This window comes from Allobranchiibius huperziae (genome assembly GCF_013410455.1).
GTDB lineage: Bacteria > Actinomycetota > Actinomycetes > Actinomycetales > Dermatophilaceae > Allobranchiibius > Allobranchiibius huperziae.
Genome location: NZ_JACCFW010000001.1, coordinates 3,386,280 through 3,411,084, shown reverse-complemented (window position 1 = coordinate 3,411,084; position 24,805 = coordinate 3,386,280). Strand labels below are relative to the sequence as shown.

Annotated in this window: 20 protein-coding genes; 9 read left to right on the top strand and 11 right to left on the bottom strand. The window is 68.3% G+C overall.

All coding sequences use genetic code 11. The features are described from left to right. The first annotated feature begins 92 nt into the window (after nt 1-92). Nucleotides 93-1,061 (top strand): C40 family peptidase, encoded by a 969-nt coding sequence (locus HNR15_RS16250; RefSeq protein WP_179483347.1) that lies wholly within the window; start codon nt 93-95, stop codon nt 1,059-1,061. Nucleotides 1,062-1,685: 624 nt separating this feature from the next. Next, nucleotides 1,686-3,053, top strand: a complete 1,368-nt coding sequence (gene dnaB / locus HNR15_RS16245; protein WP_370639669.1) for a replicative DNA helicase — start codon at nt 1,686-1,688, stop codon at nt 3,051-3,053. Nucleotides 3,054-3,071: 18 nt separating this feature from the next. Here the strand turns inward: dnaB and HNR15_RS16240 are convergent, their stop codons facing one another. Both HNR15_RS16240 and HNR15_RS16235 read right to left on the bottom strand, forming a co-directional pair. Next, nucleotides 3,072-3,497 carry a hypothetical protein gene (locus tag HNR15_RS16240; RefSeq protein ID WP_179483345.1) on the bottom strand — a complete coding sequence of 142 codons (426 nt, stop codon included), beginning with the start codon at nt 3,495-3,497 and terminating at the stop codon, nt 3,072-3,074. 159 nt (nt 3,498-3,656) lie between these two features. Continuing rightward, nucleotides 3,657-4,418 (bottom strand): GNAT family N-acetyltransferase, encoded by a 762-nt coding sequence (locus tag HNR15_RS16235; protein ID WP_179483344.1) that lies wholly within the window; start codon nt 4,416-4,418, stop codon nt 3,657-3,659. Nucleotides 4,419-4,569: 151 nt separating this feature from the next. Between HNR15_RS16235 and HNR15_RS17975 the strand changes: the two genes are divergently transcribed. The 3 genes from HNR15_RS17975 (at nt 4,570) to HNR15_RS16220 (ending at nt 7,921) form a co-directional block, all read left to right on the top strand. Beyond that, nucleotides 4,570-5,070: a DUF2853 family protein gene (locus tag HNR15_RS17975; RefSeq protein ID WP_218883780.1), complete on the top strand. Its 501-nt coding sequence runs from the start codon at nt 4,570-4,572 to the stop codon at nt 5,068-5,070. 33 nt (nt 5,071-5,103) lie between these two features. Further along, entirely contained in the window at nt 5,104-6,198 is a 1,095-nt protein-coding gene (locus tag HNR15_RS16225) for a DNA glycosylase AlkZ-like family protein (RefSeq protein WP_179483343.1), read from the top strand. Nucleotides 6,199-6,430: 232 nt separating this feature from the next. Continuing rightward, nucleotides 6,431-7,921 carry a phospholipase D family protein gene (locus tag HNR15_RS16220; protein ID WP_343048572.1) on the top strand — a complete coding sequence of 497 codons (1,491 nt, stop codon included), beginning with the start codon at nt 6,431-6,433 and terminating at the stop codon, nt 7,919-7,921. Nucleotides 7,922-8,009: 88 nt separating this feature from the next. On the opposite strand, the gene HNR15_RS16215 is transcribed toward HNR15_RS16220, so the two are convergent. Beyond that, complete coding sequence (locus HNR15_RS16215) at nt 8,010-9,671, bottom strand: alkaline phosphatase family protein (protein ID WP_179483341.1); 1,662 nt, start codon at nt 9,669-9,671, stop codon at nt 8,010-8,012. A 160-nt stretch (nt 9,672-9,831) separates the two neighbouring features. Here HNR15_RS16215 and HNR15_RS16210 point away from each other — a divergent pair, with 160 nt between their 5' ends. Then, the gene (locus HNR15_RS16210; RefSeq protein WP_179483340.1) at nt 9,832-10,752 is read left to right on the top strand and encodes an MBL fold metallo-hydrolase; all 921 of its coding nucleotides are present in this window, start codon (nt 9,832-9,834) and stop codon (nt 10,750-10,752) included. 49 nt (nt 10,753-10,801) lie between these two features. Here HNR15_RS16210 and HNR15_RS18915 read toward each other — a convergent pair whose 3' ends face one another. Continuing rightward, nucleotides 10,802-11,455, bottom strand: a complete 654-nt coding sequence (locus HNR15_RS18915; protein ID WP_179483339.1) for an FCD domain-containing protein — start codon at nt 11,453-11,455, stop codon at nt 10,802-10,804. Between the two features lie 295 nt (nt 11,456-11,750). On the opposite strand from HNR15_RS18915, the gene HNR15_RS16200 reads away from it, so the two are divergent. The 3 genes from HNR15_RS16200 (at nt 11,751) to HNR15_RS16190 (ending at nt 14,396) form a co-directional block, all read left to right on the top strand. Then, nucleotides 11,751-13,073: a purine-cytosine permease family protein gene (locus HNR15_RS16200; RefSeq protein ID WP_425484550.1), complete on the top strand. Its 1,323-nt coding sequence runs from the start codon at nt 11,751-11,753 to the stop codon at nt 13,071-13,073. Between the two features lie 26 nt (nt 13,074-13,099). Continuing rightward, nucleotides 13,100-13,756, top strand: a complete 657-nt coding sequence (locus HNR15_RS16195) for a flavin reductase family protein (protein WP_179483338.1) — start codon at nt 13,100-13,102, stop codon at nt 13,754-13,756. Between the two features lie 118 nt (nt 13,757-13,874). Next, complete coding sequence (locus tag HNR15_RS16190; RefSeq protein ID WP_179483337.1) at nt 13,875-14,396, top strand: FBP domain-containing protein; 522 nt, start codon at nt 13,875-13,877, stop codon at nt 14,394-14,396. 91 nt (nt 14,397-14,487) lie between these two features. Here the strand turns inward: HNR15_RS16190 and HNR15_RS16185 are convergent, their stop codons facing one another. The 7 genes from HNR15_RS16185 to uraD all read right to left on the bottom strand — a co-directional run bounded on the left by HNR15_RS16185 (nt 14,488) and on the right by uraD (nt 24,713). Then, nucleotides 14,488-15,429 carry a peptidase inhibitor family I36 protein gene (locus tag HNR15_RS16185; protein ID WP_179483336.1) on the bottom strand — a complete coding sequence of 314 codons (942 nt, stop codon included), beginning with the start codon at nt 15,427-15,429 and terminating at the stop codon, nt 14,488-14,490. 17 nt (nt 15,430-15,446) lie between these two features. Then, nucleotides 15,447-16,262, bottom strand: coding sequence for a CHAP domain-containing protein (locus HNR15_RS16180; protein WP_179483335.1), 816 nt, complete (start codon nt 16,260-16,262; stop codon nt 15,447-15,449). Between the two features lie 248 nt (nt 16,263-16,510). Next, on the bottom strand, nt 16,511-17,788 hold the full coding sequence (locus HNR15_RS16175) for a guanine deaminase (protein WP_179483334.1): 1,278 nt from the start codon (nt 17,786-17,788) through the stop codon (nt 16,511-16,513). After that, the gene (xdhC, locus tag HNR15_RS16170) at nt 17,785-18,618 is read right to left on the bottom strand and encodes a xanthine dehydrogenase accessory protein XdhC (RefSeq protein WP_179483333.1); all 834 of its coding nucleotides are present in this window, start codon (nt 18,616-18,618) and stop codon (nt 17,785-17,787) included. The genes HNR15_RS16175 and xdhC overlap by 4 nt, the downstream gene beginning before the upstream one ends. A 5-nt stretch (nt 18,619-18,623) precedes the next feature. After that, nucleotides 18,624-21,077 carry a xanthine dehydrogenase molybdopterin binding subunit gene (gene xdhB, locus HNR15_RS16165; protein WP_179483332.1) on the bottom strand — a complete coding sequence of 818 codons (2,454 nt, stop codon included), beginning with the start codon at nt 21,075-21,077 and terminating at the stop codon, nt 18,624-18,626. Further along, a complete protein-coding gene (locus HNR15_RS16160) occupies nt 21,074-22,582 on the bottom strand; it encodes a xanthine dehydrogenase small subunit (protein WP_179483331.1) in 1,509 nt (502 codons plus the stop codon). Before HNR15_RS16160 ends, xdhB begins: the two co-directional genes overlap by 4 nt. A 214-nt stretch (nt 22,583-22,796) precedes the next feature. Further along, nucleotides 22,797-24,713: a 2-oxo-4-hydroxy-4-carboxy-5-ureidoimidazoline decarboxylase gene (uraD, locus tag HNR15_RS16155; RefSeq protein ID WP_179483330.1), complete on the bottom strand. Its 1,917-nt coding sequence runs from the start codon at nt 24,711-24,713 to the stop codon at nt 22,797-22,799. Between the last annotated feature and the right edge of the window lie 92 nt (nt 24,714-24,805).

Genomic DNA, 24,805 nt, shown 5'->3' with positions numbered 1-24,805 from the left:
GATGGGCTCTACAGCCCGTCGCGGCCCGACGCCACCGAGAGGCTCCGATGACGACGACAACCAGCCCGCGCCACATGAGGCACCGCCCGGGAATGACTGCCAAGGTCGGACCGGTCCTGACACCGCGCAGCACCGTCGTGGTCGGGGGCGTCGCGCTCGGCACCGCGGCCATCGTCGGCGGAGTCGCTCTGTCGGCGCCGGCCATGGCGGCGACGTCCAGCGCACGGGTCGTCGTCCTGAAGGTCGGTTCGAGCGGGTCCCTGGTGAAGATCGCCCAGCAGCGTCTCGGCGTGACCGCCGACGGCGACTTCGGCCCGCGCACGCTGATGGCGGTGAAGACCTTCCAGGGACGCCACGGTCTGGCCACGGACGGCATCGTCGGCCCGCTGACGTGGGCCAGGCTCGGTGGCTTCCCCTCCACCGGCACGGCTCCGGCCCCCACTTGCACCGTCAAGGTGGTGCGGTACGGCGCATCCGGCTCCCTGGTGGCGGCGTTGCAGAGCAGGCTCGGCGTCACCGCGGACGGCGACTTCGGCCCGCACACCCTGAGCTCGGTGCAGAGCTTCCAGTCCCGGTACGGGATCACCGCCGACGGGCGCGGGGTCGTGGGTCGCGCCACCTGGGGCGCCCTCGGCGGGATGCCCTGTGGCCTCAGCCTCACCCCTCCCGGGACGACGGCCCCGGTCAGCGGTGGTTCTGGCGGTGGGTCGTCGACCACGACGACCGCGAAGCTCTCGCAGGTCATCAGCATCGCCAAGCAGTACCTCGGCGTGCCCTACGTCTACGGAGGCTCCACTCCGGCCGGCTTCGACTGCTCGGGCCTGACGCAGTACGCCTACTCGCACGCCGGCCTGACCCTGCCGCGGACGGCGGCCGCGCAGCAGGCCTACATGCGCTCCACGTCCTCGCCGCTGCCCGGGGACCTGGTGTTCTTCGGATCGCCGGCCTACCACGTGGGGATCTACCTCGGGAACGGCCAGATGATCGCGGCGCCCTACCCCGGCGCGGTCGTGCGGATCCAGACCTACATCAACGTCTCGAACTTCGGCACCCTGCGCTGACGGTCGCAGGACCGCTCGCAGCACCAGACGCGGCCGCGTACACCTTCGGGTGTACGCGGCCGCTTCTGCATGCCGTGCGGACGCCTGCACGGGATGCCCGTGGCGGTGTTCCGGGCGGTCCGAACACCGCACCGGGAGCGCTCGCCAGCATGCGGACGCCCTCTGAAATTACTTTTCGTCCACACCCGGTGGACGACATCCATGCAGGTCAGGGCCGTGCGACGCAACTCCACGATGAGTTTCCACACCGTTATCCACACCCTGTGCACACAGCCCTTCGGCGGTTTCCCCAGCTTTCCCACAAGTTGTCCCGAGGGCAGGTGGACAACGCTTTGGTGTCTCCCCCTCAGGGGTTCTACGGTGTCCACGCAGCCGCTCCCGAACGGCGTTCGCCCGTCACATGTCACGCCGGTCACCTGATCCCTGGCAGCTGCCGTCTGCTCTCCCGCTCTCGCAGCGGGCGGGTGCGAGCACGGGCAGTCGGTCGGCGCCCGTCACGTGGGTGTCTTGTACGGCTCGGCCGTCTTGTCCGTGTTGCCTGTTCCATCTGCTCTGTCTGTTCTGTTGCGTTGTCGGTGCTCGGTGATGGAGTGCGACGTATGTCCGAAAGAGAAGGGGATGCGCGTGTCGATCGCTGAACTCGAAGGTGCGTTCGGCGGCGGGTCGCGCGACCCGTTGCTCCCCCCGCAGGACGTGCACGCCGAGCAGTCCGTGCTCGGCGGCATGATGCTCAGCAAGGACGCGATCGCCGACGCGGCCGAAGCCGTCCGCGGGGTCGATTTCTACCGGCCCGCTCACGAGGCCATCTACGAAGCCGTCATCGATCTCTACGGCCGAGGTGAGCCCGCCGATGCGATCACCGTCGCCGACGAGCTGGGCAAGCGAGGCGATCTCGCCCGGATCGGCGGACAGGCCTACCTGCACGAACTGATCCAGTCGGTGCCCACCGCGGCGAACGCCGGCTACTACGCCACGATCGTCGCCGAGCGGGCTGTGCTGCGGCGGCTCGTCGAGGCCGGCACGCGGATCACTCAGATGGGCTACGCCAGCGGCGGCGGGTCCGTCGTCGACGTCATCAACGAGGCGCAGGCGGAGATCTTCAAGGTCACCGGGTCCAAGGACAAGGAGGACTACGTCCGGCTCGGCGACGTCATCGAGGAGACCGCCGACGAGATCGAGGCGGCGAGCAGCACCGCCGGTCAGATGACCGGCGTACCGACCGGGTTCACCGAACTGGACCAGCTCACCAACGGCCTGCACGCCGGTCAGATGATCGTCGTCGCCGCGAGGCCTGCTGTCGGCAAGAGCACGTTGGGCCTCGACATAGCTCGGGCCGCGTCCATCAAGAACGGGCTGACCTCGATCGTCTTCAGCCTGGAGATGAGCCGCTCGGAGATCACCATGCGGTTGCTGTCGGCGGAGGCGAACATCCAGCTGCAGCACATGCGCAAGGGTTCGATGCGCGAAGAGGACTGGACCAAGATGGCGTCCACGATGGGGCGGATCGCCGAGGCGCCGCTCTTCATCGACGACTCGCCGAACATGTCGCTGATGGAGATCCGCTCCAAGTGCCGGCGGCTGCGTGAGCGCGAGAACCTGCGGCTGGTGGTCATCGACTACCTGCAGCTCATGAGCAGCGGCAAGCGCGTGGAGTCACGCCAGCAGGAGGTCTCGGAGTTCTCCCGTGCGCTGAAGCTGCTCGCCAAGGAGCTCGGCGTACCGGTCATCGCCATCTCACAGTTGAACCGTGGTCCGGAGCAGCGCACCGACAAGAAGCCGATGATGAGCGACCTGCGCGAGTCCGGATCGATCGAGCAGGACGCCGACATGGTGATCCTGCTGCACCGCGACGACGCCTTCAACCGCGACTCCGAGCGACCGGGCGAAGCCGACCTGATCGTAGCCAAGCACCGCAACGGACCCACCGACACCATCGGGCTGGCATTCCAGGGCCACTACAGCCGGTTCACCAACATGGCCAAGGAATTCTGAGCCAGGAATTCTGACCACTCAGTGGGCGGGGTGCATCGCACCGACTTCGCGGATCCGGTTCTGGGTCGTGTTGTTGGCGTCGGTCAGCTCTCGGGACTTCTTTCCCATCTCTTCGATATCTTCGTTGAGGTCCTTGGCTTCCTGGCCGCTGGCGTGCTCCAGCTTGGCCTTGTCCGACTCCAGACGCTTGTTGACCTCTTCCTCGTCGGCCTGGATGCCTTTCGACTCGTCCTTGAGGTACTTCAGCAGTTCCGCCTGTTTCTTTTTGGTCATGGGCGAGGTGTCGGATGTTGCTTGCCGGAAGTACGCGCGTACGTGCTCGAGGTGATCGCCGACCCAACGGTCGTAGGCCTGCACGTAGACGTCATGGGGATGCAGGCTGGGAGTCGGATCGAGGTGGGGAGGGGTGGCGTGGCCGGGTGCGTCACTCTTTTGGTCTGCCATGGCGGATCCTTCGTCCGGTGAGTGGGAAATGCTTCAGATAGTCCCGCTGATGGCGCCACGCCGCCACAGATTCCCGGTTTGCCGCTCATGTCAGTCGCGGCGTCGGTCGATGTTCTCTGCGGGTCGGTGCGTCGACCCGTCGGATGCTCGCGGCCTGACTCAGCGCAGGGTCGTCCGCATCAGCAGCTCCTCGCACCGCGTGCCGAAGCCCATCTCGGCAAGCGTCGGGGCCATCCGCGGGTGCGCGCGGAGGATGGCCACCCGGCACCCGCGCCGGCGGGCGAGGTCGAGTCGTGCGGTGACGAGGGCGTGATAGACACCGCGGCGCCGAGCCCAGCACGCGGTCGCCGCACCCCAGAGGTGCGCCTCGTCACCGCCGGCGAACGACACGGCCGCGGTGCCTACGGGTTTGCCCTGCAGCCGCGCCAGGACGTGCGTCTCCGACGGATGGATCGAGACGCAATGGCGACGGGAGAGATCCAGGTCGGTGTCCTCGTGCTGCTCGAGTGCCAGCAGGCGGCGAACGCCGGGCAGCGCGCCGGCGTGCAACCGCGTGACGCTGAGCAGTGGGTCCGGCACGCCTTCCTGGCCTCGCCGCATCAGCTCTCGCTCCAGAACTGTGTGCTGCGCCGCCACCACGCCGCCGACGGCGACGAGGGCGTCCCGCAGGGCGGTCGGCCCGGTCGCCGGGCTGACACCGTGCCACCACACCGTGCTGCGTCCCCAGCAGCGCGCCTGCCGGTGCACGAGGGCGATGAGGTCATCGGGTGACAGCGTCGAGTCGATGTCGAAGACTCCCGCGTCGTAACGGAAGCCATGGTCGTACCGGACCATCGTGAAGCCGTCGGTGAGCAGCCTCGCGGCCGTGGCGGGCGCCGCGATGGAGGCATGACTGATCGTTCGACAGGTCGTATCGTCCATGCGATCGACGTTAGGAACGAACGCGCCGCCGGAGCGGTCCCTGACGGACCTTTGACGTCATTCCTATGCAGAATTGACGGCTGCCCGGGTGACTGCCGGGTCTCCCGGGCCGCCTGTCGGGCGGCGGTATGCCGGTTCCGCTCTCTGCTGCGTGAAAGCACTGATCGCACCGGCGCCTGCGCAACGGAATCGCCTGGGAACCACCGTGCGACCAGCGCGGATCCAGGCACTGCACAGCCACCAGCACTTCCATCGCAGCTATGTCGGCGCAGCAGGAACAGCGCTACTCTCACAAAGAAGGAACCAGGTCTCTTTCAATGGAGGAACTGCTGTGGCCACTGCTCACGAAAGCGTTCACGCCTACGCACCGCATGCCGACAAAGAGATCATCGACAAGATGGCCTCGACCTATCGCCTCGTTCTCAGCAACCGCGATGCGTCGCTGGTGTCGGCCAGCGACCCCGCCGAGCTCAAGACCGTCCGGGAGAACTTCCTGAAGAAGAAGCTCGGCCTGAAGCAGAGCGACGCCGAACTCGACGCGGCGATCAAGGACGTGCTGGCCCAGATGAAGGACGGCAAGGCCAACCCGCGCCTGGCGGTGTACTACCTGCTGGCGGAGAAGTTCGACAAGCTCGACGTCTTCAAGGGCTGACACTCCAGGGCCCGTTCGCATCTCGCGTCAGCGGTGGCGTCGAGTTGGGCCGCGGCTCTGGGCTGGCGCCTGCGGCGTCACCACCTGATAGCTGATCCGGCGGGGTCGGTCGAGGACGTGGTGGGGCGCCTCGTGGCGGTGCCCGCGTGGCTCGGGGATGCGTCGACCGCCATCCGACTACGCCTCGGTGATTCCGAGAAGGGTGATGTCGACGCCGCCATTGCCGCCGGCCGGGTCGTCTGCGTCTACGCCTTCCGGGGCGCCACGCATCTCATGACGCCCGACAACGCCGCGGCGCACATGTCCGTACGCGGTGCCGGCCGGCAATGGGAGCTCGCGAGTTGGCGCACGTTCTACGGTCTGGAACCTGGCGACTGGCCGCGCCTGCGGGCCGCCGTGCGCGAGGCGCTGAGCGACGGGCCGCTCACCCAGCACGAACTGGCGCAGGCGGTGGCGAAGCGCCCGGCGCACCGGCACCTGCTGCAGGCCTTCGAGGACCGGTCGCACACCTTCCTCAAACCCTTCTGCTGGCAGGGCGACCTGTGTTTCGCGCCCTCGCGTGACGGGGCCGCGACCTTCCGCTCGTTCGATTCGATCCCGACGTGGCGTGGGCTCGAAGACGTCGACGACGCGGGACCGTCGGCGATCCGGGCCTACCTCGCGGCGTACGGGCCCGCGACGCGCGACCACATCGACCACTGGCTGGCGCAGGGGCTCAGCGCCGGGCGCAGGAGGCTGGCGCACTGGATAGAGGACATGGCGGACGAGCTGACCGAACTGGTCATCGACGGTGACGCGGCGCTGTGCCTGACCGAGCACGCGGCGGACATCGTGAGTGCCACGCCGACCCGCGACGTGGTCCTCCTGCCGGGCTACGACCAGTGGGTCATGGGTGCGGGCACGTCGGACACGCACGTCGTGCCGCCGAAGCACCGGGTCCTTGCTACCCGAGGAGCCAATACGGTGCTGATCGGAGGAAGGTTCAGCGGCACGTGGGAGCGCGCCGGCGACACCGTGCGGGTGCGGTGGCTCGATGGCGAGTCGGCCGGCGCCACGGCGTCACTCCGGAAGGCGGCACAGTCTTTGTCCGCAGTACTCGGCAGCCGGCTGAGGGTGCAGACGCTCTGACCGGCGTGCACTGCGCCGGCGTACGCCGCGGTGCCGCCCTCGACGAGCTCTTCCTGCAGGTCTGCAGGTCTCGGCGGGTTCGGCCCGGATGGCACACCGCACCCCAGCGGCACTGTTGGATGGGGCCATGGATGTCGCCGAGTGGTTCCTCAGCCCTTCTGAGCGCGGCAATCCTGCAACCCGTCTGGACCGTCGCCATGCAGACGGTCTGGCGTGGACGTCGGGGAACGAGGTGGTTCCTCTCGTTCACGGGGCGACGTACTTCGACCGGCTGGTGAGTTGTCTCGTCCAGATGCGCCCGGGTGACCTGGTGATGTTCACCGACTGGCGCGGCGACCCCGATCAGCGTCTCGACGAGCACGGTCTCGAGGTCACGACAGCCCTCTCCGAGGCGGCCGGTCGAGGGGTCGTGGTCAAGGGGCTGGTCTGGCGTTCGCACCTGGACAAGCTCTCGTTCAGCGAACAGCAGAACCGCCACCTCGGTGAGGAGATCGAGGCCGCGGGGGGCGAATGCCTCCTCGATATGCGGGTGCGCCCGGGCGCGTCCCACCATCAGAAGTTCGTCGTACTGCGTCACCTCGACCGTCCCGAGCTCGACGTCGCGTTCGTCGGCGGCATCGACCTGTGCCACAGCAGACGCGACGACGCACGGCACGAGGGTGATCCGCAGAAGCAGCCGATGGCGGCGGTCTACGGCGAGCGTCCGCCCTGGCACGACATCCAGCTGATGGTGCACGGTCCGGCGGTGGCTGACGTGGAGGCCACCTTCCGCGAGCGCTGGGAGGACCCGGCCCCGCTCAGCCGCAACCCGGTCAACGTGCTGAGCGAGCGGTTACGTCACGACACCCGCACGGCCGGCCCACTGCCCACCCAGCACCCGGACCCCGGACCGCGGGGCAGTGCGAACATCCAGCTGACCCGCACCTACGGCAACCGGCACCCCGGCTATCCGTTCGCTCCCGAGGGCGAGCGCAGTGTGGCGCGTGCCTACACCAAGGCCGTTCGGCGGGCCGAGCGGATCATCTACGTCGAGGACCAGTACCTCTGGAACTCCGAGATCGTCGCCCCTTTCGCGGAGGCGCTGCGCAGCAGACCGTCGCTGCACCTCATCGCGGTGATCCCGCACTACCCCGACCAGGACGGGCGGCTGTCGATGCCGCCGAACCTGGTGGGACGGCAGGCGGCGCTGAACACGCTGTACGACGCGGCTCCGGACCGCGTGGCCGTCTACGGCGTCCAGAATCCGGCCGGGACGCCGGTGTACGTGCACGCGAAGGTCTGCGTCGTCGACGATGTGTGGGCCAGCGTCGGTTCGGACAACATCAACCGCCGGTCCTGGACGCACGACTCGGAGTTGGCGTGCGCGGTCGTGGACGATGCTCGCGACACCCGCGAGCCGCAGATGCTCGACCGCTTCGGTCACGGTGCCCGCGCGTTCGCCCGCTCGTTGCGACTCGAGCTCGGTCGCGAGCACCTGGACCTGGACGACGACACCGACCTGATCGATCCGTCGCGAGCGTTCGAGGCGTTCGCCGCGAGTGCCGCACGCCTGCAGTCGTGGCACGACGCAGGTGCCGTCGGAGACCGGCCACCAGGAAGGCTGCGGCCCTATCGGCGACCGCACCTGACGCGTCGCACCCTGGCCTGGGCGACACCGCTCTACCGGGTCGTCTACGACCCCGACGGGCGCCCGTTGCGGATGCGCTATGCCCGGCGCTTCTGACCGGACACGGCCTCGATGGACCCGCGACGACCAAGCGGTCACCGGCTGGCACGCTCGGTGCCGCCGGTGACCGCGTCACCGAACCGGATCAGTCGCGGTGGTGGCGGATGCCGGGCAGCACTCGCATGTGCTCGATGTCCACTGCCTGCAGCTGACGGGGGTTGAGACCGAGGACCGTCAGGATCGTGGGCGCGATCTGGGTGGTCTCGACCTGGGAGCCGATCGAGCGGCCGCGGCCCTTCTCGGCCGCGGACGCCACGATCAGCGGGACGTCGCGGTCGTCACCCGAGGCGCCGCCGTGCTCGGCGATCTTCTTGGTGCCGCCGGTGTAGACGACACCCTGGTGGGCGATGCCCAGCACGTCAGGGTGCCGCGGGTCGCTCTGCGGGACACCGAAGTACGCGGCCGAGCCGGCACCGGCGTACGCCGCGGTCAGGCCCGAGGACGGGAGCGTGCGCGACCCGCCCGTGACGGTGTTGCCCGTCGCGGGGTGGGCGAGCAGGTACGCCTTGACGAACGCCGTCGCGGCCGCCGAGCGATCCGACAGCCACAGCAGCATGCCGTCGTCGTCGAGGCTCTGAGCCACCAATGACGTGTTCTGGGGGTGGCGTGCCGCCCATGCCTTGTCGATACCGTCGATGATCGGGCCGTCGTCGATCCGCGTCAGCTGCGTCGGATCGATCGGCGACTGGCCGTGCTTGGCCGACAGGATGACGGTCGTGCTCGAGGCCAGGCCGTCCTTCTGCAGGCGCGTGACCAGGGAACCGACCTCGGTGTCGACGAAGTTCAGCGCCTTGCTGAGCAGCGGGCCGGGGGTGTGAGTGCCCGGGAGGTAGCCGCCGGCCAGACCGTCGGACTTCGGCAGCTTCTGCGCGGTGGAGACGGACTGGAAGTTCATCCCGAAGAGCGCGGGCGTGCCGACCCGGTGCTTGCCCGAGTGGTCGAAGCCGTTGATCTCGTTGAGGACCGCTTCGGTCTTGTAGTGGTCGTACTGCTGCGTCGAGGCGTTGTCGGTGGTCCAGTCACCGCCGGCCGGGGCATCGCTGTTGATCTCCGGGGTGAAGAGGTCATCGATCGAGTTGCCGTTCCTGCCCTGCAGGATGCTGTACGCCGGGTGCTTGTCCGACCACGCCGTGCGCAGCTTGTCGCGGTGCAGCACGTCGAAGACGGTGTTGACCTCGAGATACTGGTTGGGCTGCACCGGTTTGCAGGTCGCCGGGTCGACCGGCAGCGCGGCCTGGTTGATCAGCGTGCTCGGGTGCCCGGTCATGTTCAGGATCGAGCCCGGCAGACCCGCGAGGCCCTGACCCGCGTCCAGGCGGGTGGAGTCCTTGTCGATCGTCTCGTCGAAGTTGACGGCCGCGCCGAGCGCGGCACCCTTGCAGTGCGTCGTACCCGCCGGAAACAGCGCGTGGTTGTAGGTGACGTCGTAGTAGACGCCCGTCGTGCGCGGGTCGCCACCGGTCAGCTGACCGACCAGACCCGGGAAGGAGTCCGACGGGAACGGCGTCCTCGCGTGCGTGTACGACGTACCGGAGTCGACGAGCCGCGCGAGTGCGGATGCCGGATGGTGCGCGACGTACCACTGCAGGTCGCTCTGGTGCAGACCGTCTACGGACAGCAGCAGCACGTGCTTCTGGGCATGCGGCGCGGGCGCGTGACCCGGTGCGGCGTACGCCGCGGCGCCTCCCGCGGCGAGAGCGGCGGCGGTGGCCACGGCGACGGCGGCAGGGCGAGTTCGAAAGGTCATGGATCTCTCTCTGGCAGAACGGTTCCCGAGGACCTATCCAGCCCATCGGTCCAAACTGAGAGCTCCCTTCGAAGACGGCGAACTCCACGTGAACCGCAGACGAAGACCCCTCGCCGTGGAGCCGCTGACGATCCGGCGGCCCCCGTGGGAGGGTTCGACGATGCCGACCTTGCCCCCGCAGGTGCTTCTGGACGACGAGCCTCTTGATCGGCCGTGGATCCGGGGGAGCCGGCGCGGTGCGGATCCCGGACCGGTCCTGCAGGTACGGCGCGTCGACGACGCGACGTTCGTGCTGCGGCAGTCGATGCGCGCCACCTGGGAGGCGCCCTTCCTCTACCTGTTGCTCGGCACGCGTCGGGCTCTACTGCTCGACACCGGCAACGTCGCCGACGTCGAGCAGATGCCGCTGCAGCCGACGGTCAGCGCGCTGGTCGACGACTGGGTGGCGCGGCACGCTCTGAGCGACTACCGCCTGGTGGTGGCCCACTCGCACGGGCACCGGGATCACGTCCGTGGCGACGGCCAGTTCGCCGGTCGCGAGGGGATCACGGTCGTCGGGGTCGACCAGGACTCGGTGCGGTCGTCCTTCGGGATCGATCCGTGGCCCGGCGGTGTCGCGTCCTTCGATCTCGGCGATCGTGAGCTGCTGGTGTCCGGGATCCCGGGGCACGACGCCCGGTCGATCGTCGTCGCCGACCCGTCGCGCGGGCTCCTGCTGAGCGGCGACACGGCCTACCCAGGTCGCCTCTACGTGCAGGACCTGCGGGCGCTGCAGGAAAGCCTCGACCGGATGCTGGCGCTGGCCGAGCGTGCCGGAGCCGAGACGATCCTGGGCGGCCACATCGAGTTCGGGGCCGACGGCGGGCAGCACCCGGTCGGCACGCGACTCCACGAGGACGAGCGACCCCTGCCGTTGACGGTGTCCGATCTGCGGCGACTGCGAGAACTGGCGCACGACGCGGCCGGGCGGAGCGGAGTGGTGCGCGGAGAGCCGATGCATCTGTGGATTGGTCCCTGTCGTGGGCCGATCCTGCGGATGGTGCTTGCGACGGCCGCGCGTCGCGTCCGCGGCACCGGCTGAATGTCGTGCCGATCGGCTGCTGCTGGTTGGCGCAGTGGGCGACGGACCGTCAGCGGTCGTGCACCGCTGACCTCAGCGTCGCGTGCGAGAACTCCACGAGGTAGTCGTTCAGCGCGAGAGACGCGGTCTCGGCCGCGTCCGAGTCGCGGTCGAGGATCGCGCGCAGGATCCGGATGTGCAGGGCGGACCCGGTATTGATCTCGCCCTGCTGATCCACGACGTGGGTAAACCAGAACCGCCGCGACAGTCCGTGCAGCGGCGCGATGGAATCGGCTAGGTAGTCGTTTCCTGACCCGGTCACGATCAGTTCGTGCGTCCTTTTCACCGTCTCGGCGTACGCCTCCAATGTGAAGGTCTCCTTGGTGAGCTGATCGACCATGGCAGCCATTCCGGCGCGCACCTCCTCGCCAGCACGATGGCAGGCAAGCCGGACCGCAAGAGCCTCGAGCACGCGACGCAGTTCGAGCATTCGCAGTTCGGCCTCCACCGACGTCGGGGGGATCAGCAGGCCCTTGTTGGGGTGGATCTCGACCATTCGGTTGCGGGCAAGCTGTTGGAGCGCTTCCCGGACTGGCGTCCGCCCCAGCCCGGTGCGCTCCATCAAGAGCGACTCCGACGCCAGGGAACCGGGGGCTAAATGCCCGAGCACAATCATCCGCTCGATTTCGCGGTACGCCTGCGCGGCCTTGCCGATCTTCTCCACGTGTCACCTCCGTCTGCGGCCCCGATCGTAGGCCGACGGATCGCGCCGTCAGGTGACCGCAGCCCGGAAGAAGCGAAAGCTATGCAAGGCACCTCTTGTCCAACTGATATATCGGTTGCATACTGATGCTCAAGGCGCGATCAGTTGGTGGAATCGACGTCTTCTCCGCGGCGCCCGCCGCGCGATCCCCGTTCCTGGAAGGTTCAGCATGAGCAGGTCCCCGGCCGTCGAACAGCGATCCATCGACTACGTTCCGGCAGCGGAGCGCCACGGGTCGGCGCGCAGCTTGTTCTTCGTGTGGTTCGCCGCGAACACCTCGATCACCGCAGTCGTGACCGGTGCGCTGTTCATCGTTCTAGGCAATACAGCGCTTTGGTCAATTCCGGCCATCGTGCTCGGCAACGTCGCCGGTGGCTTCTTCACGTCGCTGCACTCGGCGCAGGGGCCTCGGCTCGGCGTGCCGCAGATGATCCAGAGCAGGGCTCAGTTCGGTTATCTGGGAGCGATCCTCCCGCTCATGCTGGCTCTGATGATCTTCCTCGGTTTCTATGCCACCGGGCTGGTGCTGGGCGGTCAGGCCCTCGCGAACCTGCTGCACGTCTCCCCGCGCGTCGGCGCGATCCTGTTCGCGGTCCTGTCCACGGTGCTCGCGATCTTCGGATATCGGCATATCCACCGCTTCTCCCACGTCGCCGCCGTCCTCAGCGGGGTGGTGTTCCTCGGCCTGTTCGTCCGCATCGGCTTCGATGACCGCATCGGCTTGGCCTTCGGTCACCACGCGTTCGCCGCGGCGCCATTCATCCTCGGTATCTCGCTAGCAGCCTCGTGGCAGCTCACCTTCGGCCCTTACGTCGCCGACTACTCGCGATACCTTCCGCAGGACACTCCCAAATCCGCGACGATCGGTTGGACCTTCCTTGGCAGTGTCGCTGGCGGATCCCTGGCCATGGGTCTGGGCGCCCTTGTGGCCGCAATCGGCGGCACAGCGTTCCTGGGTGACCAGGTCGGCTATCTGTCCGACCTCGGCGGCGTGTTGTCCGCAGTGGTGCTGTTGGCCGTGATCGCCGGCAAACTCACCGGTGACACCCTGAGTGCGTATGGCGGGTACATGTCGGTTGCCACGATCGTCACGAGCCTGACCCAGCAGACCACGGTCAAGCCGCGGCACCGGACGATCTATGTCGTTGTCATCTCCGTCGCGGCGTTGGGCATCGCCCTTGCAGCCACCGACACCTTTCTGACCAGCTTCACCAACTTCTTACTCTTCCTGCTCTACTTCATGACCCCTTGGTCGGCCATCAACCTTGTGGACTTCTATTGGGTACGCCGCGAGCAGTACCGCATCGAGGAACTCTTCAAGGCCCGCGGCATCTACGGCCGGATGAACCGCGGCGCGTTCATCGCCTACATCGTCGGCGTCCTGATCCAGGTCCCGTTCATGAACAGCAGCCTGTATGTCGGCCCAGTCGCGAACTGGCTAGGGGGAGCAGAGGTCGCCTGGGTGCTCGGACTTGTAGTCGCGGGCGGTCTCTACTACGCCCTCTCAGCGAAGGTTCGCCACCACGGTACGGCCGAGGCCGACACCAGGCCGGCCGCCGCCACCGCCCCAGTCCTCTGACGATCCACTGACCGGAAGGACCACCGATGAAGTACAGCCCCGCTACCGAACAGAATCCGCTCCCTTACTCCCCGTTCAAGGCCTGCACGGTCCCGCGACCCATCGGCTGGCTCTCCAGCATCAGCGCAGACGGAGTGGAGAACCTGGCGCCGTACAGCCAATGGCAGAACCTCACTTTCGACCCACCCATGGTGATGTTCTCCGCCAATCAATACCCCGACGGTCGCCGCAAGGACACCGTGGTCAACGCCGAGGAGACCGGCTGGTTCGTGTGGAACATGGCGACGTGGGAACTGCGTGACGCCGTCAACATCAGCGCGATGGCGCTCCCCCCTCACGAGAGCGAGTTCGAGCGGGCGGGCCTGCGCAGAGACGCCGCGGATCTCTGCTCCGTGCCGATGGTCGCGCAGAGCCCCTGCCATTTCGAGTGCAAGTACATGTCTACTCACCGCCTCGTTGGCAACTCTGCAGTCGGCACGATCGACATCGTTTTCGCAAGCGTGGAACGCATCCACGTCGCCGACGATGTCCTTACTCTCGACGGAAAGCTCGACATCTCACGCGTCCAGCCCATCGCGCGGATGGGCTACTACGACTACACGGTCGTCAAAGACACCTTCGAGATGCGCATCCCCGGTGCTTCCGGCGCAGCGGCCGACGGTCTTGAGGGCGCCGCGGGCTAACTCTTTAGTCGTGTTCGCGGGCGAAAATCGATGTGCGCCTCGTCCGGCGTCGTGCGAAGGTGACGGGCGGCCTGACCGACGTCGGCCGCGCCCCTGCCCCCTACCGGACGTCATCCTCATGCACCCCCTCACCGAGACCGACCTGCGTGCGTCGTTCGTCAACGCCTCCCGACGCGAGGTCGCCCAGGCGACCCTGCCCGACCTCGAGCCCCTGGACTGGGAGCGCCTGGACTACCTGGGCTGGACCGATGCCAAGCGCCCCCAGATGTCCTACGTCGTGCTCCCCACGGGCGAGGGGCCGGTAGGGATCGTGCTGCGCACTGCGGCCCGCTCCGCCGTGCGCCGCAAGGCGATGTGCGCCTGGTGCCAGGACCTCGCCGCCACCGAGGACGCCCACATGTACGTCGCCCGGCGCGCCGGTGCCCTCGGCAGGCGCGGCAACACCGTCGGGACCTTGATCTGCGCGGACTTCCGGTGCTCGCGCAACGTGCGGCGCACGCCGAGCATCGAAGAGGTCGGCAGCGACGATCCTGTGGACCGCGCCGCGCTGATCGAGCGGCGGATCCAGGGTCTGCAGGAGCGATCCGCCCGGTTCGCGGCGAACGTGTGCAGCGAGAGCGACGAGGACGAGCCCGAATGAGGCCGTCGTCCTGCCACGTCCCGGCGGCGAGGCACCGGTGCGCCCACCGCGGTCGGCGTACCGACCACGGTGGGCGCCTGCGACGTCGGTGTCAGGACGTGAGCGCGATATCGCGGTAGTAGTGCCGCAGGATCGAGCTGTAGCTGTCCCCCTTCGCCGCCAAGCTCTGCGAGCCGTTCTGCGACATCCAGTCACCGGCGACCCAGGCGCTGCAGACGGACGGCGAGGAGCAGTAGTGCGCCTGCAGGATCTTGCCGCTGCGGGTCATCCTGGTGCCCCAGGTCGCATCGACCGCGCTGTTGGTCGCGGCCGTCGCCGAACCGGGCCGGTACACCTGGCTCCCGGTGTCGTCGCGGACGTCGTAGCAATGACCGCTCGGGGTCTTGGACTCCGAGTGCAGCGCGAAGTACCAGCCGAAGCTTTTCACCGCGATGGCGCCGGACTTCAACGAGGCCGAGTGCCAACTGGAGACCCACTCGTTGGGTAGCACGTTCTTGACGTACGTCTTGAACGCCACCCGCTCCACCCGCCCGCTCCCGGTCCGGTAGACCAGGATCGAGCTCGGCAGCTTGGTGTCCGTGCCGTCGGTCTTGCACCCGGTCACCGGCGGTGTGCTGCGTAGGAACTGGTGGGATGCGTCGTTGTTCTTCAGCCCTGGCTTCAGGTTGCCCTTCGTGCCCGGCTTGAAGTCCTGGTACGCGCCCGCGTAGTTGCTGTTGAAGTACACCCGCACCGTGTGCCCGCTGCGGTTCCAGACCGATGCCGCGTTGTTCTTGACGCACCTGCCCTTCCCGGTGCCGGCGCCCTTGAACTGGTAGCAGGTGGGTTGGGTGGTGCCGTAGTCGTCCAGCGAGCTGGTGAAGTCCGACACCGATCCCTTCTGATTGCTGTCGAAGTAGTAACAGAAGTCGCCGCTGTCGCAGCTGCCGTTGCGCGAGGCCGCATGGGCGGGGGAGGACAGGGCCATCCCGCCGCCCAGGACCATCGTCGTACCGGCGATCGCGGCGAGTGCCGTGCGTGAGGTCTTCTTCATGAGATGTCCTCAGCGGCCTAGAAGTGGAGCATCCACTGGAAGGAGGCCTGGCCGCTGTTGACCCGCACGTGCGAGCGGGTGCCGTAGCGCAGCTTGTTGTTCCAGTTGTATTCCTCCACGTCGAACGACCCGTCGGAGTACACCTTGTTGACGTACGCGACGTGCCCGACCTTGTGCACGTCGTTGACCGCGATGGCGCCCACCTTTGGCGTCTTGTCGACCTTCACTCCGGCCGCGCGGGCGGCGTTGTCCCAGTTGCCGGCGTCGCCCCAGTGCACGCCCTTCCAGTAGTTGTTGAACTTCGGCGTGTGCAGCCGGCTGGCGATCCGGTACGCCGCGAACGCCGTGCAGTTGTCCTGGGCGAATCCGCGCGGGTTGCCGTCGTAGTCGTTGCGCGGGGTCTGCGCTCCGGTCGAGGTGCTCGGCGCGCCGTGGGAGGCGTTGTTGTTCTTCAGCGTGGCGTTCAGATTTCCCTTCGCGCCGGCCGCGAAGGACTGTGACGCGCCCCCGTAGTTGCTGTTGAAGTAGACCCGCATCGTCTTGCCGGTGCGGTTCCAGACCGACGCGGCGTTGTTCTTGACGCACTTGCCCTTGCCGTTGCCGGCTCCCTTGAAGACGTAGCAGCTGGGCTGGGTCGCGCCGTAGTCGGCGATCGGGCCGGTGAAGTCGGAGACCGACCCACCCTCGTTGCTGTTGAAGTAGAGGCAGAACTCGCCGGTGTTGCACTTGCCGTCCCGCGACGCGGCCTGGGCCGGGCTCGCGCACGCCAGGGTCGGGGTGGCGATCGCGACCGCGACGCCGGCCAGGGTCAGGGTCTTGTGCAGGTTCCTCATCAGATGTCCCTCCGTGGTGGTGTGGGGCGCGCCCCGGAGCGGAGCCGTCGCCTGGAATCACCGTGCGGGAGAGGTGCGGGTGTCCGGTAGGCATCAGGTGTCCCCTGACAGCGAGGCAACCGGGCAGGCCTCTGACCTGCGCAGACACCGGTCAGATCTGACAACGCCAGGTTTCTCTGACAGTCGACGAGAGCCTGGATTCGGACATGCATGGCGGGGCGGATGTGCCCCGATGTGCAGGGCGAAAGTCAGTCGGTGACGCGCTCGCCGTCGATCCAGACTCCCGCCACGTCGGCGTCGGTCCCCAGAGCGAACGCCTTCGCCAGTGCGTTGTCGGGGTCGAGCGCGTTGCGCAGGTTCACCTGCAACGCGCCGTCGTCCGCGCCGCGTAACCACACCGCGTCGAAGCGTTTGCCGACGGACAGGTCGCCGACGTCGTCCAGGCCGAGCATGGCGGCGCCGGCCGAGGTCGCCAGGTGCAGCAGGTGTGCCGCGGTGAGCGGCACGCCGTCCGCGCCGAGCAGCTGCTGCATGAAGTAGGCCTGCAGCCCCTCCTTGAACATCGAGAAACCGGTGCCCCCACCCACGTCGGTGCCGAGGGCCACGGGTACGCCGTGCTCCAGATGCCGCCGGAGCGGGAAGCTCCCGCTGCCGAGGGAGGAGTTGCTGGTCGGGCAGTGCGCGACCCCCGCGCCGTGATCGGCGAGCAACCGCAGCTCCTCGTCGGTGGCGTGCACGTTGTGCGCGAGGACGCTCCTGCGGCCGACGAGTCCGTGTTTGTCGTAACTGCCGACGTAGCTGGTGCCGAAGAACTCCTCCACCTGCGCAACCTCGACGGTGTTCTCGTTGACGTGGGTAGTCATCCAGCCGCCCGGAATCTCATCGAGCAGCTCACCGCACACCGAGAGGAGATCGTCGCCGCAGGAGAGGGAGAACCGCGGGGTCACGGCGTACCTCGCACGACCCGTGCCGTGCCACCGGTCCGCCAAGGCGCGGCTCTGCTCGAGAGCGACGTCGGCCGAGGTCAGGAGGTCATCGCGCAGGATCCGGTCGCTCAGCACCAGCCCGCTGGTGATGCGCAGTCCGGTCGCGGCCGCCCGGCTGAAGAGCGCGTCCACGGCGGGCGCGAAGTGCGCGCCGAAGACCAGCGCGCTCGTGGTGCCGGAGCGCACCAGTGATCGCACGAAGTCGTCGGCGGTCGCCACGGCGTACGACGGGTCGGCCAGTCGGGCCTCCTCCGGCAGCGCGCAGCGCTGCAACCAGTCCAGCAGCGGCATACCGAGGCCGCCTATGGCACGCACCTGCGGGTAGTGCACGTGGGTGTCGACGAAGCCTGGGAGCAGCAGTCCCCCGTCGAGGGTCTCGATGGGCTCGCCCGGGTGGTCCCGCCGCAGCTGCGCGAAACCGCCGCGGGCGAGGATCGTGCCGTCGCGGACGAGCAGTCCACCGTCCTGCTCGGCGCGCAGCCGGCCACCGGCGAAGGGATCCTGGGGGGTGTCGAGCACGGTGGCCCGGTAGAGCGTCACGTGCGCGTCCTCGAGGTGGGGCGGGCGGCAGCAGCCTCGGCCGCCACGGTCTGCAGCAGCGCGGCGGCGACCGACACCGCGATCGTCGCCGGTTCCTTGCCGACCAGGTCGGGGATCCCGACCGGGCAGGTGATCCGCGTCAGCGACTCGGGCGAGTGGCCCTCCTTGAGCAACCGCTTCTCGAAGCGGCGCCATTTGGCCGACGATCCGATCAGTCCGATCGAGCCCAGGTGGGTGCAGCGCAGCGCGGTGTCGCACAGGGCCGCGTCCTCGGCGTGGTCGTGCGTCATCACCAGCACGTGGGTGCCGGCCGGCACCTGACCGAGCACCAGTTCGGGCACCGGTGAGTGGTGCCAGTGCAGCGTGGCCGGCGAATCGTCGTACACAGCAGGCAGTCTGGGCACGGCGTAGGCCGCGCGCGAGTCGACCAGGTGCAGCTCCAGGTCCTGCCGGGAGAGGATGCGCGACAGCTCCACACCGACATGGCCCATCCCGAAGATCGCGACGGACGCAACCACCGGCAGCGGCTCGAACAGCATCTGCACCTCGCCACCGCAGCACTGTGTGCCGTGCTGCACCGGCGCGCGCTCGTTGAGCGCCAGCTCCAACGACTGCGGCGATCGGGCACCGTCGGCGAGCATGGCACGGGCACGGGCCACCGCGGTGGCCTCGAGGTTGCCGCCTCCGATGGTGCCGAACTCCTCTGCGGCGGACACCACCATCTTGGCGCCGGCCTCGCGAGGGGCGTGACCGCGCACGGAGGTGAGCGTCACGAGGACGCCGGGCTCTCTCCCGGCGCGTAAGCGTGCGATGGCGTCGATCCAATGCATCGCGATCAGGCCTTGGCCGGTTCGCTCGCGAGCTCTTCGGAGCGCGGGTGCATCGGGTGCGCATCGGGACCCGGTTGGTCCGGCACGTGCTGTTGGGCGCGCGAGCCGCGTTCCACGCCGCCGTCGGTGCGACCGGATCGCGCGTCCTCGATCGCCCAGAAGACCGCCTCGGGGGTCGCGGGCAATCCGAGCTCGACGCTCCCGCCGGGCGCACCGAATGCGGCGGCGGCCTGGCGCAGTGCCTCGCGCACGCTGAAGGCGAGCATGAGCGGGGGTTCGCCCACGGCCTTGGAGCCGTAGACCGCACCTTCCTCGTGGGCCTGCTGCAGCAGCGCGACGTTGAAGACCTCGGGCATCTCCGAGAAGCTCGGCAGCTTGTAGGTGCTGGCAGCCTGCGTCGCCAACTTGCCGCGGGTCGGCCGGTCGCTCTCGTCCCAGACCAGCTCCTCGAGGGTCATCCAACCGGCGCCCTGGACGAAGCCGCCTTCGATCTGCCCGATGTCGACGAGCGGAGAGAGGCTCTCTCCCACGTCGTGCACGATGTCGACGCGCCGCGTGCGGTACGCGCCGGTGAAACCGTCGACCTCGACCTCGGTCGCGGCCACTCCGTTGGCGAAGTACTTGAACGGCTCGCCCTGCATGATCGAGGAGTCCCAGTGCAGCCCCTCGGTGCGGTAGTAACCGGCCGCCGACAGCTGCACGCGCTGGAAGTACGCGCGCTGGGTCAGATCGGCCCACAGCATCGGCTCGGCTCTGCTCCCGATCGCCGACACCACCCCGTCCTCGAACCGGATGTCGGCCGGGCTCACCCCGAAGTGCTGAGAGCCGACCTGGGTGAGCCGCTCCTTGATCTGCTCGCACGCGTTCTTGATGGCGCCACCGTTGAGGTCGGCACCCGAACTGGCAGCGGTGGCAGAGGTGTTGGGCACCTTGTCGGTCCGTGTGGGAGCGAGTCGGACGGTGGTCAGGGGTACGCCGAGCGCGGTCGCGGCGACCTGCAGCATCTTGGTGTGCAGGCCCTGGCCCATCTCCGTGCCACCGTGGTTGATGAGCACCGATCCGTCCTTGTAGACCAGCACGAGCGCGCCGCCCTGGTTGAAGGCCGTGAGGTTGAAGGAGATGCCGAACTTCACCGGCGTCAGCGCGAGCCCCCGCTTGGAGTCGGCGTGCGTCGCGTTGAAACGGGCGACCTCCTGCTGCCGTCGTGTGATGTCACCGTCGGTGACCACCTGCTCCCAGGCGCGTTCCAGCCGGTCCCACTGTCGGACCGGCTGACCGTACGGTGTGGTCTGGTCCGGGCCGTAGAGGTTCTGTCGGCGCAGGTCGGCCGGGTCCTTGCCGAGCAGCGGGGCGCACCGGCCGAGGATGTCCTCGATCACCAGCATCCCCTGAGGCCCCCCGAACCCGCGGAACGCCGTCTGCGAGGTCTTGTTGGTCCGGGCGATGCGACCGTTGACCCGCACGTTGGGGATCCAGTACGCGTTGTCGATGTGGCAGACCGCCCGCGCGAGCACCGGTTCGGACAGGTCCAGGCTCCAGCCACCGTCGGCGGTGAGCGTCGCGTCCAGCGCGACCAGCGAACCGTCGGCGTCGAAGCCGACCCGCCATTGGGTGTGGAAACCGTGCCGCTTGCCGGTCATGGACATGTCGAGGGTGCGGTTCAGGCGCAAGCGCACCGGGCGCCCGGTGAGCACCGAACCCAGAGCGGCGATCGCCGCGAGGCCGTGCGGCTGCATCTCCTTGCCGCCGAAGCCGCCGCCCATCCGCAGGCACTGGACGGTCACTTCGTGAGAGTGCAGACCGAGGACGTGGGCGACGATCTCCTGCGTCTCGCTCGGGTGCTGGGTGCTGCTCTGTACGAAGATCTGACCGTTCTCGTCGACCATGGCCAGCGCGCAGTGGGTCTCCAGGTAGAAGTGCTCCTGGCCCTTGAACTCGAACTCGCCGTGGAAGACGTGCGCGGCGTCCTGCAGCCCGCGGTCGATGTCGCCCCGCTCCATGTGGGGCTGGGCGCCCTGGAAGGCCTCAGCGGCGATCGCCTCCCGGGCCGTCATCAGCGAGGGGAGCGGTTCGTAGTCGATCTCGATGGCCGCGGCACCCAGCCGGGCGGCCTCGAGGGTCTCGCCGAGCACCCACACGATGGCGTGGCCGTAGAACATGGCCTCCGTCGGGAAGAGCGGCTCGTCGTGCTTCACCCCCGCGTCGTTCACGCCCAGCACGTCGTCGGCCGTGAGCACGCGGACGACGCCCTCGACGTCGAGCGCCGGAGAGGTGTCGACCCGGGTGACCGCGGCATGGGCGTGCGGGGCCTGCACCGGCCAGGCGTGCAGGCAGTCCTTGGTGCGACCGACGAGATCGTCGGTGTAGAGCGCCCTCCCCGTCACGTGCAGGTCGGCAGCCTCGTGCGGAATCGGGTGCCCGACAACAGGGTTGGCGGGACGTTCGGAGAGTGAGCTCATGCGTCGACCTCCTGCGTCGCGGTCTGCGAGTGGAATTTGAGCAGCGCCGTACGCAGCATCGCCGCGCGGTACCGGCTGCTGGCCCGGTGGTCGTCCATGGGTGTGCCGGTCGCGCCGAGCACCCGGGCCGCGGCCTGCGCGGTCTGCAGGGTCCACGGCCGGCCCTCCAGGGCGGCCTCGGTCTCGTAGGCGCGCAGCGGGGTCGCGGCAACGCCGCCGAGCCCGATCCGTGCGCGGCGTACGACGCCGTCCTCGATGTCGACCGCGAACGCCACGGCCACGCTGGAGATGTCGTCGAACCGGCGTTTGGCGATCTTGTGGAACGCCGCGGACGCGGCCAGCGGCAACGGGATCCGGACGGCCTTGATCAGCTCGTCGCTGTCCCGGATCGTCTGCCGGTACCCCGTGAAGTAGTCGGCCAGCGGCACGACCCGCTCACCCCGGGTGCTGGCGAGCACCAGTTGTGATTCCAGGGCCAGCAGGACCGGAGGGCTGTCGCCGATGGGCGAACCGGTGCCGAGGTTGCCCCCCAGGGTGGCTCCGTTGCGGATCAGACGGGAGGCGAACTGCGGGAAGAGCTCGGCCAGCAACGGCACGCGGCCGTCGAGCCGTCGTTCGATCTCGGAGAGGGTGAGCGCGGCGCCGATCTCGACGTGGTCGGGGCCCTCGTGCAGCTCACGCAGCTCGGGGAGCCGGTCGATGGCCACCAGCACGGGTGAGCGCGCCATCAGCAGGTTGGCGGCGACCCCCCAGTCGGTCGATCCCGCGACCAGCCGGGTCTCCCGGTCGTCGCCCAGCAGGGTCATGGCCTCGTGCAGCGTGGACGGGCGGACGAACTCGTGCATCCCGTCGGTGACGCGGGTCGGGACGGCCTCGGGCGCCGGTTCATTGCGGCGGTGCGCGAGGGGGTCCTGCGCCGACGGCCGGCCCAGGGCGTACGCAGCGTCGCGGATCGGGCGGTACCCGGTGCACCGGCACAGGTTCCCCGAGAGCGCGTGCAGGTCGAAGCCGTTCGGGCCGTGCTCGTGATCGGTGGCGGTCTCGGCGCCGGTGTCCATCGCGACGGTCGTCGAAGAGGTCGCCGAGTCGGCGCCGTGCGCCGTCGGCGCACGATCCGCGCGGTAGTACTCGGCGGCCATGCTGCACACGAATCCCGGTGTGCAGTAACCGCACTGGGAGCCTCCGCGGTGGGCCATCTCCTCCTGCACGGGGTGCAGTCCGTCGCTCCCGCCGAGACCTTCGGCCGTCACGATCTCCTGGCCGTCGTACCCGACGGCTGGCGGCAGGCACGCGTTCACCGCGACCCAGGACGAACCCGCACCGTCCGGCCGGGACACGAGCACCGAGCAGGCGCCGCACTCGCCCTCGGCGCACCCCTCCTTCGCGCCGGTCAGACCCTGCCCGCGCAGATAGTCCAGCAGGCTGAGATAGGAGGGGGTCCGGGCCAGGGACCGGCGGGTCCCGTTGACGGTGATCTGTGGGCTCTGCGAAGGGGAGTTCGTCATCGCCGGCTCCTGACTGCGTGGTCGCGAAGGCTCTTGCCATGATCTGGCAAAGCATGGTTCGACGGCAGTACACGGGCCCGGTTATCCATGCAGAACAGGCCCTTCGCTGGTGTGAGTGTAGACACATCGCCAGGACGCCGACCGGTGTCCCGGGGAGCACCACCGACGTGATCTGCGCACGGCACGACGTACGTCATCCCTGCCCCGACCACGGTCAGTACGCGCGGACGCGCGCCGAGTTGATCGGGTTCGCGTCCGCCACGAGGCGGTCGAAGCGGTAGCCGGCGATTTTGGCGATCTCGACCAGCGCGATGTTGTGCTCCTGCACCGAGGAGTTGCGCATCCGGACCCAGCCATGGCGGATGAGGTCGTCGAAACTGCCCTCGTCGCGCACGCAGATGACCAGTGGGAAGCCGAACTGTTCCTCGTACGCCGCGGTGAGCTCGTCGAGGTCGGACTGGTCCTGCTCGCCCAGGTGGGTCAGGCCGCGGGTGCCCTGGTCCTCCAGCGACTCCACGGGGGCGTCACCTCCCAGAGCCTGCCCGAGGCGCGGGTAGGCGTTGACCAGCTCGACCTGCTCGGCCGACGTCGCGGCGAAGAGAGCCTCCTGGAACGCCTGGCGCAGGTCCCGACTGTCGCTGAACGGTCGCTGCCCGAAGGCGCGCTCGACCATCCACGACGGACCCTGGAAGAGGCTTCCGAAGGTCTGCACGAACTCCTCCTGCGTCATCTCGTTCACCTGCTCGAGGCGCACCAGGTGCCCCGGGGCGCCTGCCACGGCCGGGCCGAGGCCCGATCCGAGGTGGAAGAAGACGATGTAGAGGACGAACGCCGCGATGCTGCCGATCGTGATGCCGCTGCCCAGGAAGACCTGCAGCGAATCGGGCAGCGACTTGGCGACGTCCGGTTGCGCGGTGACGAAGGTGGCCAGCCCGAGGCTGCTCGCGACGATGATGACGTTGCGGTGGTCGTTGAAGTCCACCTTCGTCAGGGTCTGGATGCCGACGACCGCGACCGTGGCGAACATCGCCAGACCCGCGCCGCCCAGCACCGGTGACGGGATGCCGGCCACGACCGCGCCGGCCTTGGGCAGCAGGCCCAGGATGATCATGAACCCGCCGGCGGCGGCGACGACGTACCGGCTCTTGATCCGGGTCAGGCGCACCAGACCGACGTTCTCGGCGAAGCAGGTGTAGGGGAAGGAGTTGAGGACGCCGCCGATCACGGTCGCGAGACCGTCGGCACGGAGCGCGCGGGTGACGTCCTCGCCGCCCACCCGCTTCTCGACGATCTCGCCGGTCGCGAAGACGTCGCCGGTGGTCTCCACCGCGGTGATGAGCATGACGATGATCATCGAGATGATCGCGGCCACCGCGAACTTCGGCGTGCCGAAGTGGAACGGCGTGGTGACTCCGACGATGTGGGAGCTGCCGACGTCGCTGAACTTGGCGTCGCCCAGGCTCCAGGCGATCACCGTGCCGACGATCAGCCCGATGAGGACGGCGACCGTGGCGATGAAACCGCGGAAGATGCGCTGGATCGCGACGATCAGCAGCACGGTGCCGATCGCGTAGAGGATCCACCGACCGTTGCTGGGCTCGGATCTGCCGGTGAGCGGGTTCATCACCGCGTCCCCGGCAGCGACCGGCAGCAGCGACAGACCGATGATGGTGATGACCGAGCCGGTCACGACCGGCGGGAAGAATCGGATCAACTTGCCGAAGAACGGAGCGATCGCCAGCGTGAAGAGGCCGGCGATGAGCACCGAGCCGTAGATGTAGAGCAGGCCGTTGACGCCACCGCCGTGACTGACGCCGATCGAGATCATCGGCGCCACCGCGGTGAAGGTCACCCCCTGCAGCAGGGGCAGTCTGACGCCGACCTTCCAGAAGCCGATCGACTGGATGATGCTGGCGATTCCGCAGGTGAACAGGTCGGCGTTGATCAGATGAATGAGGTCCGGCGTGCTCAGCTTGATGGCGCTCGCGAGCAGGATCGGGACGATCACCGCTCCGGCGTAGAAGGCCAGAACGTGCTGGATGCCGTAGATCGCCAGCTGCGGTGCGGGCAGGACCTCGTCGACCGGGTGAACGGGTGGGCGGGTGGAGGCGGGTGCGGCTGTTGCGGTCATCGGTGCTCCTTGGACTGCTTATATTCCGCTAGACGTAACTAATATTCCGTGATGCGAAATGCTAGACAGTGACTCAGGTCACGTCAAGGATT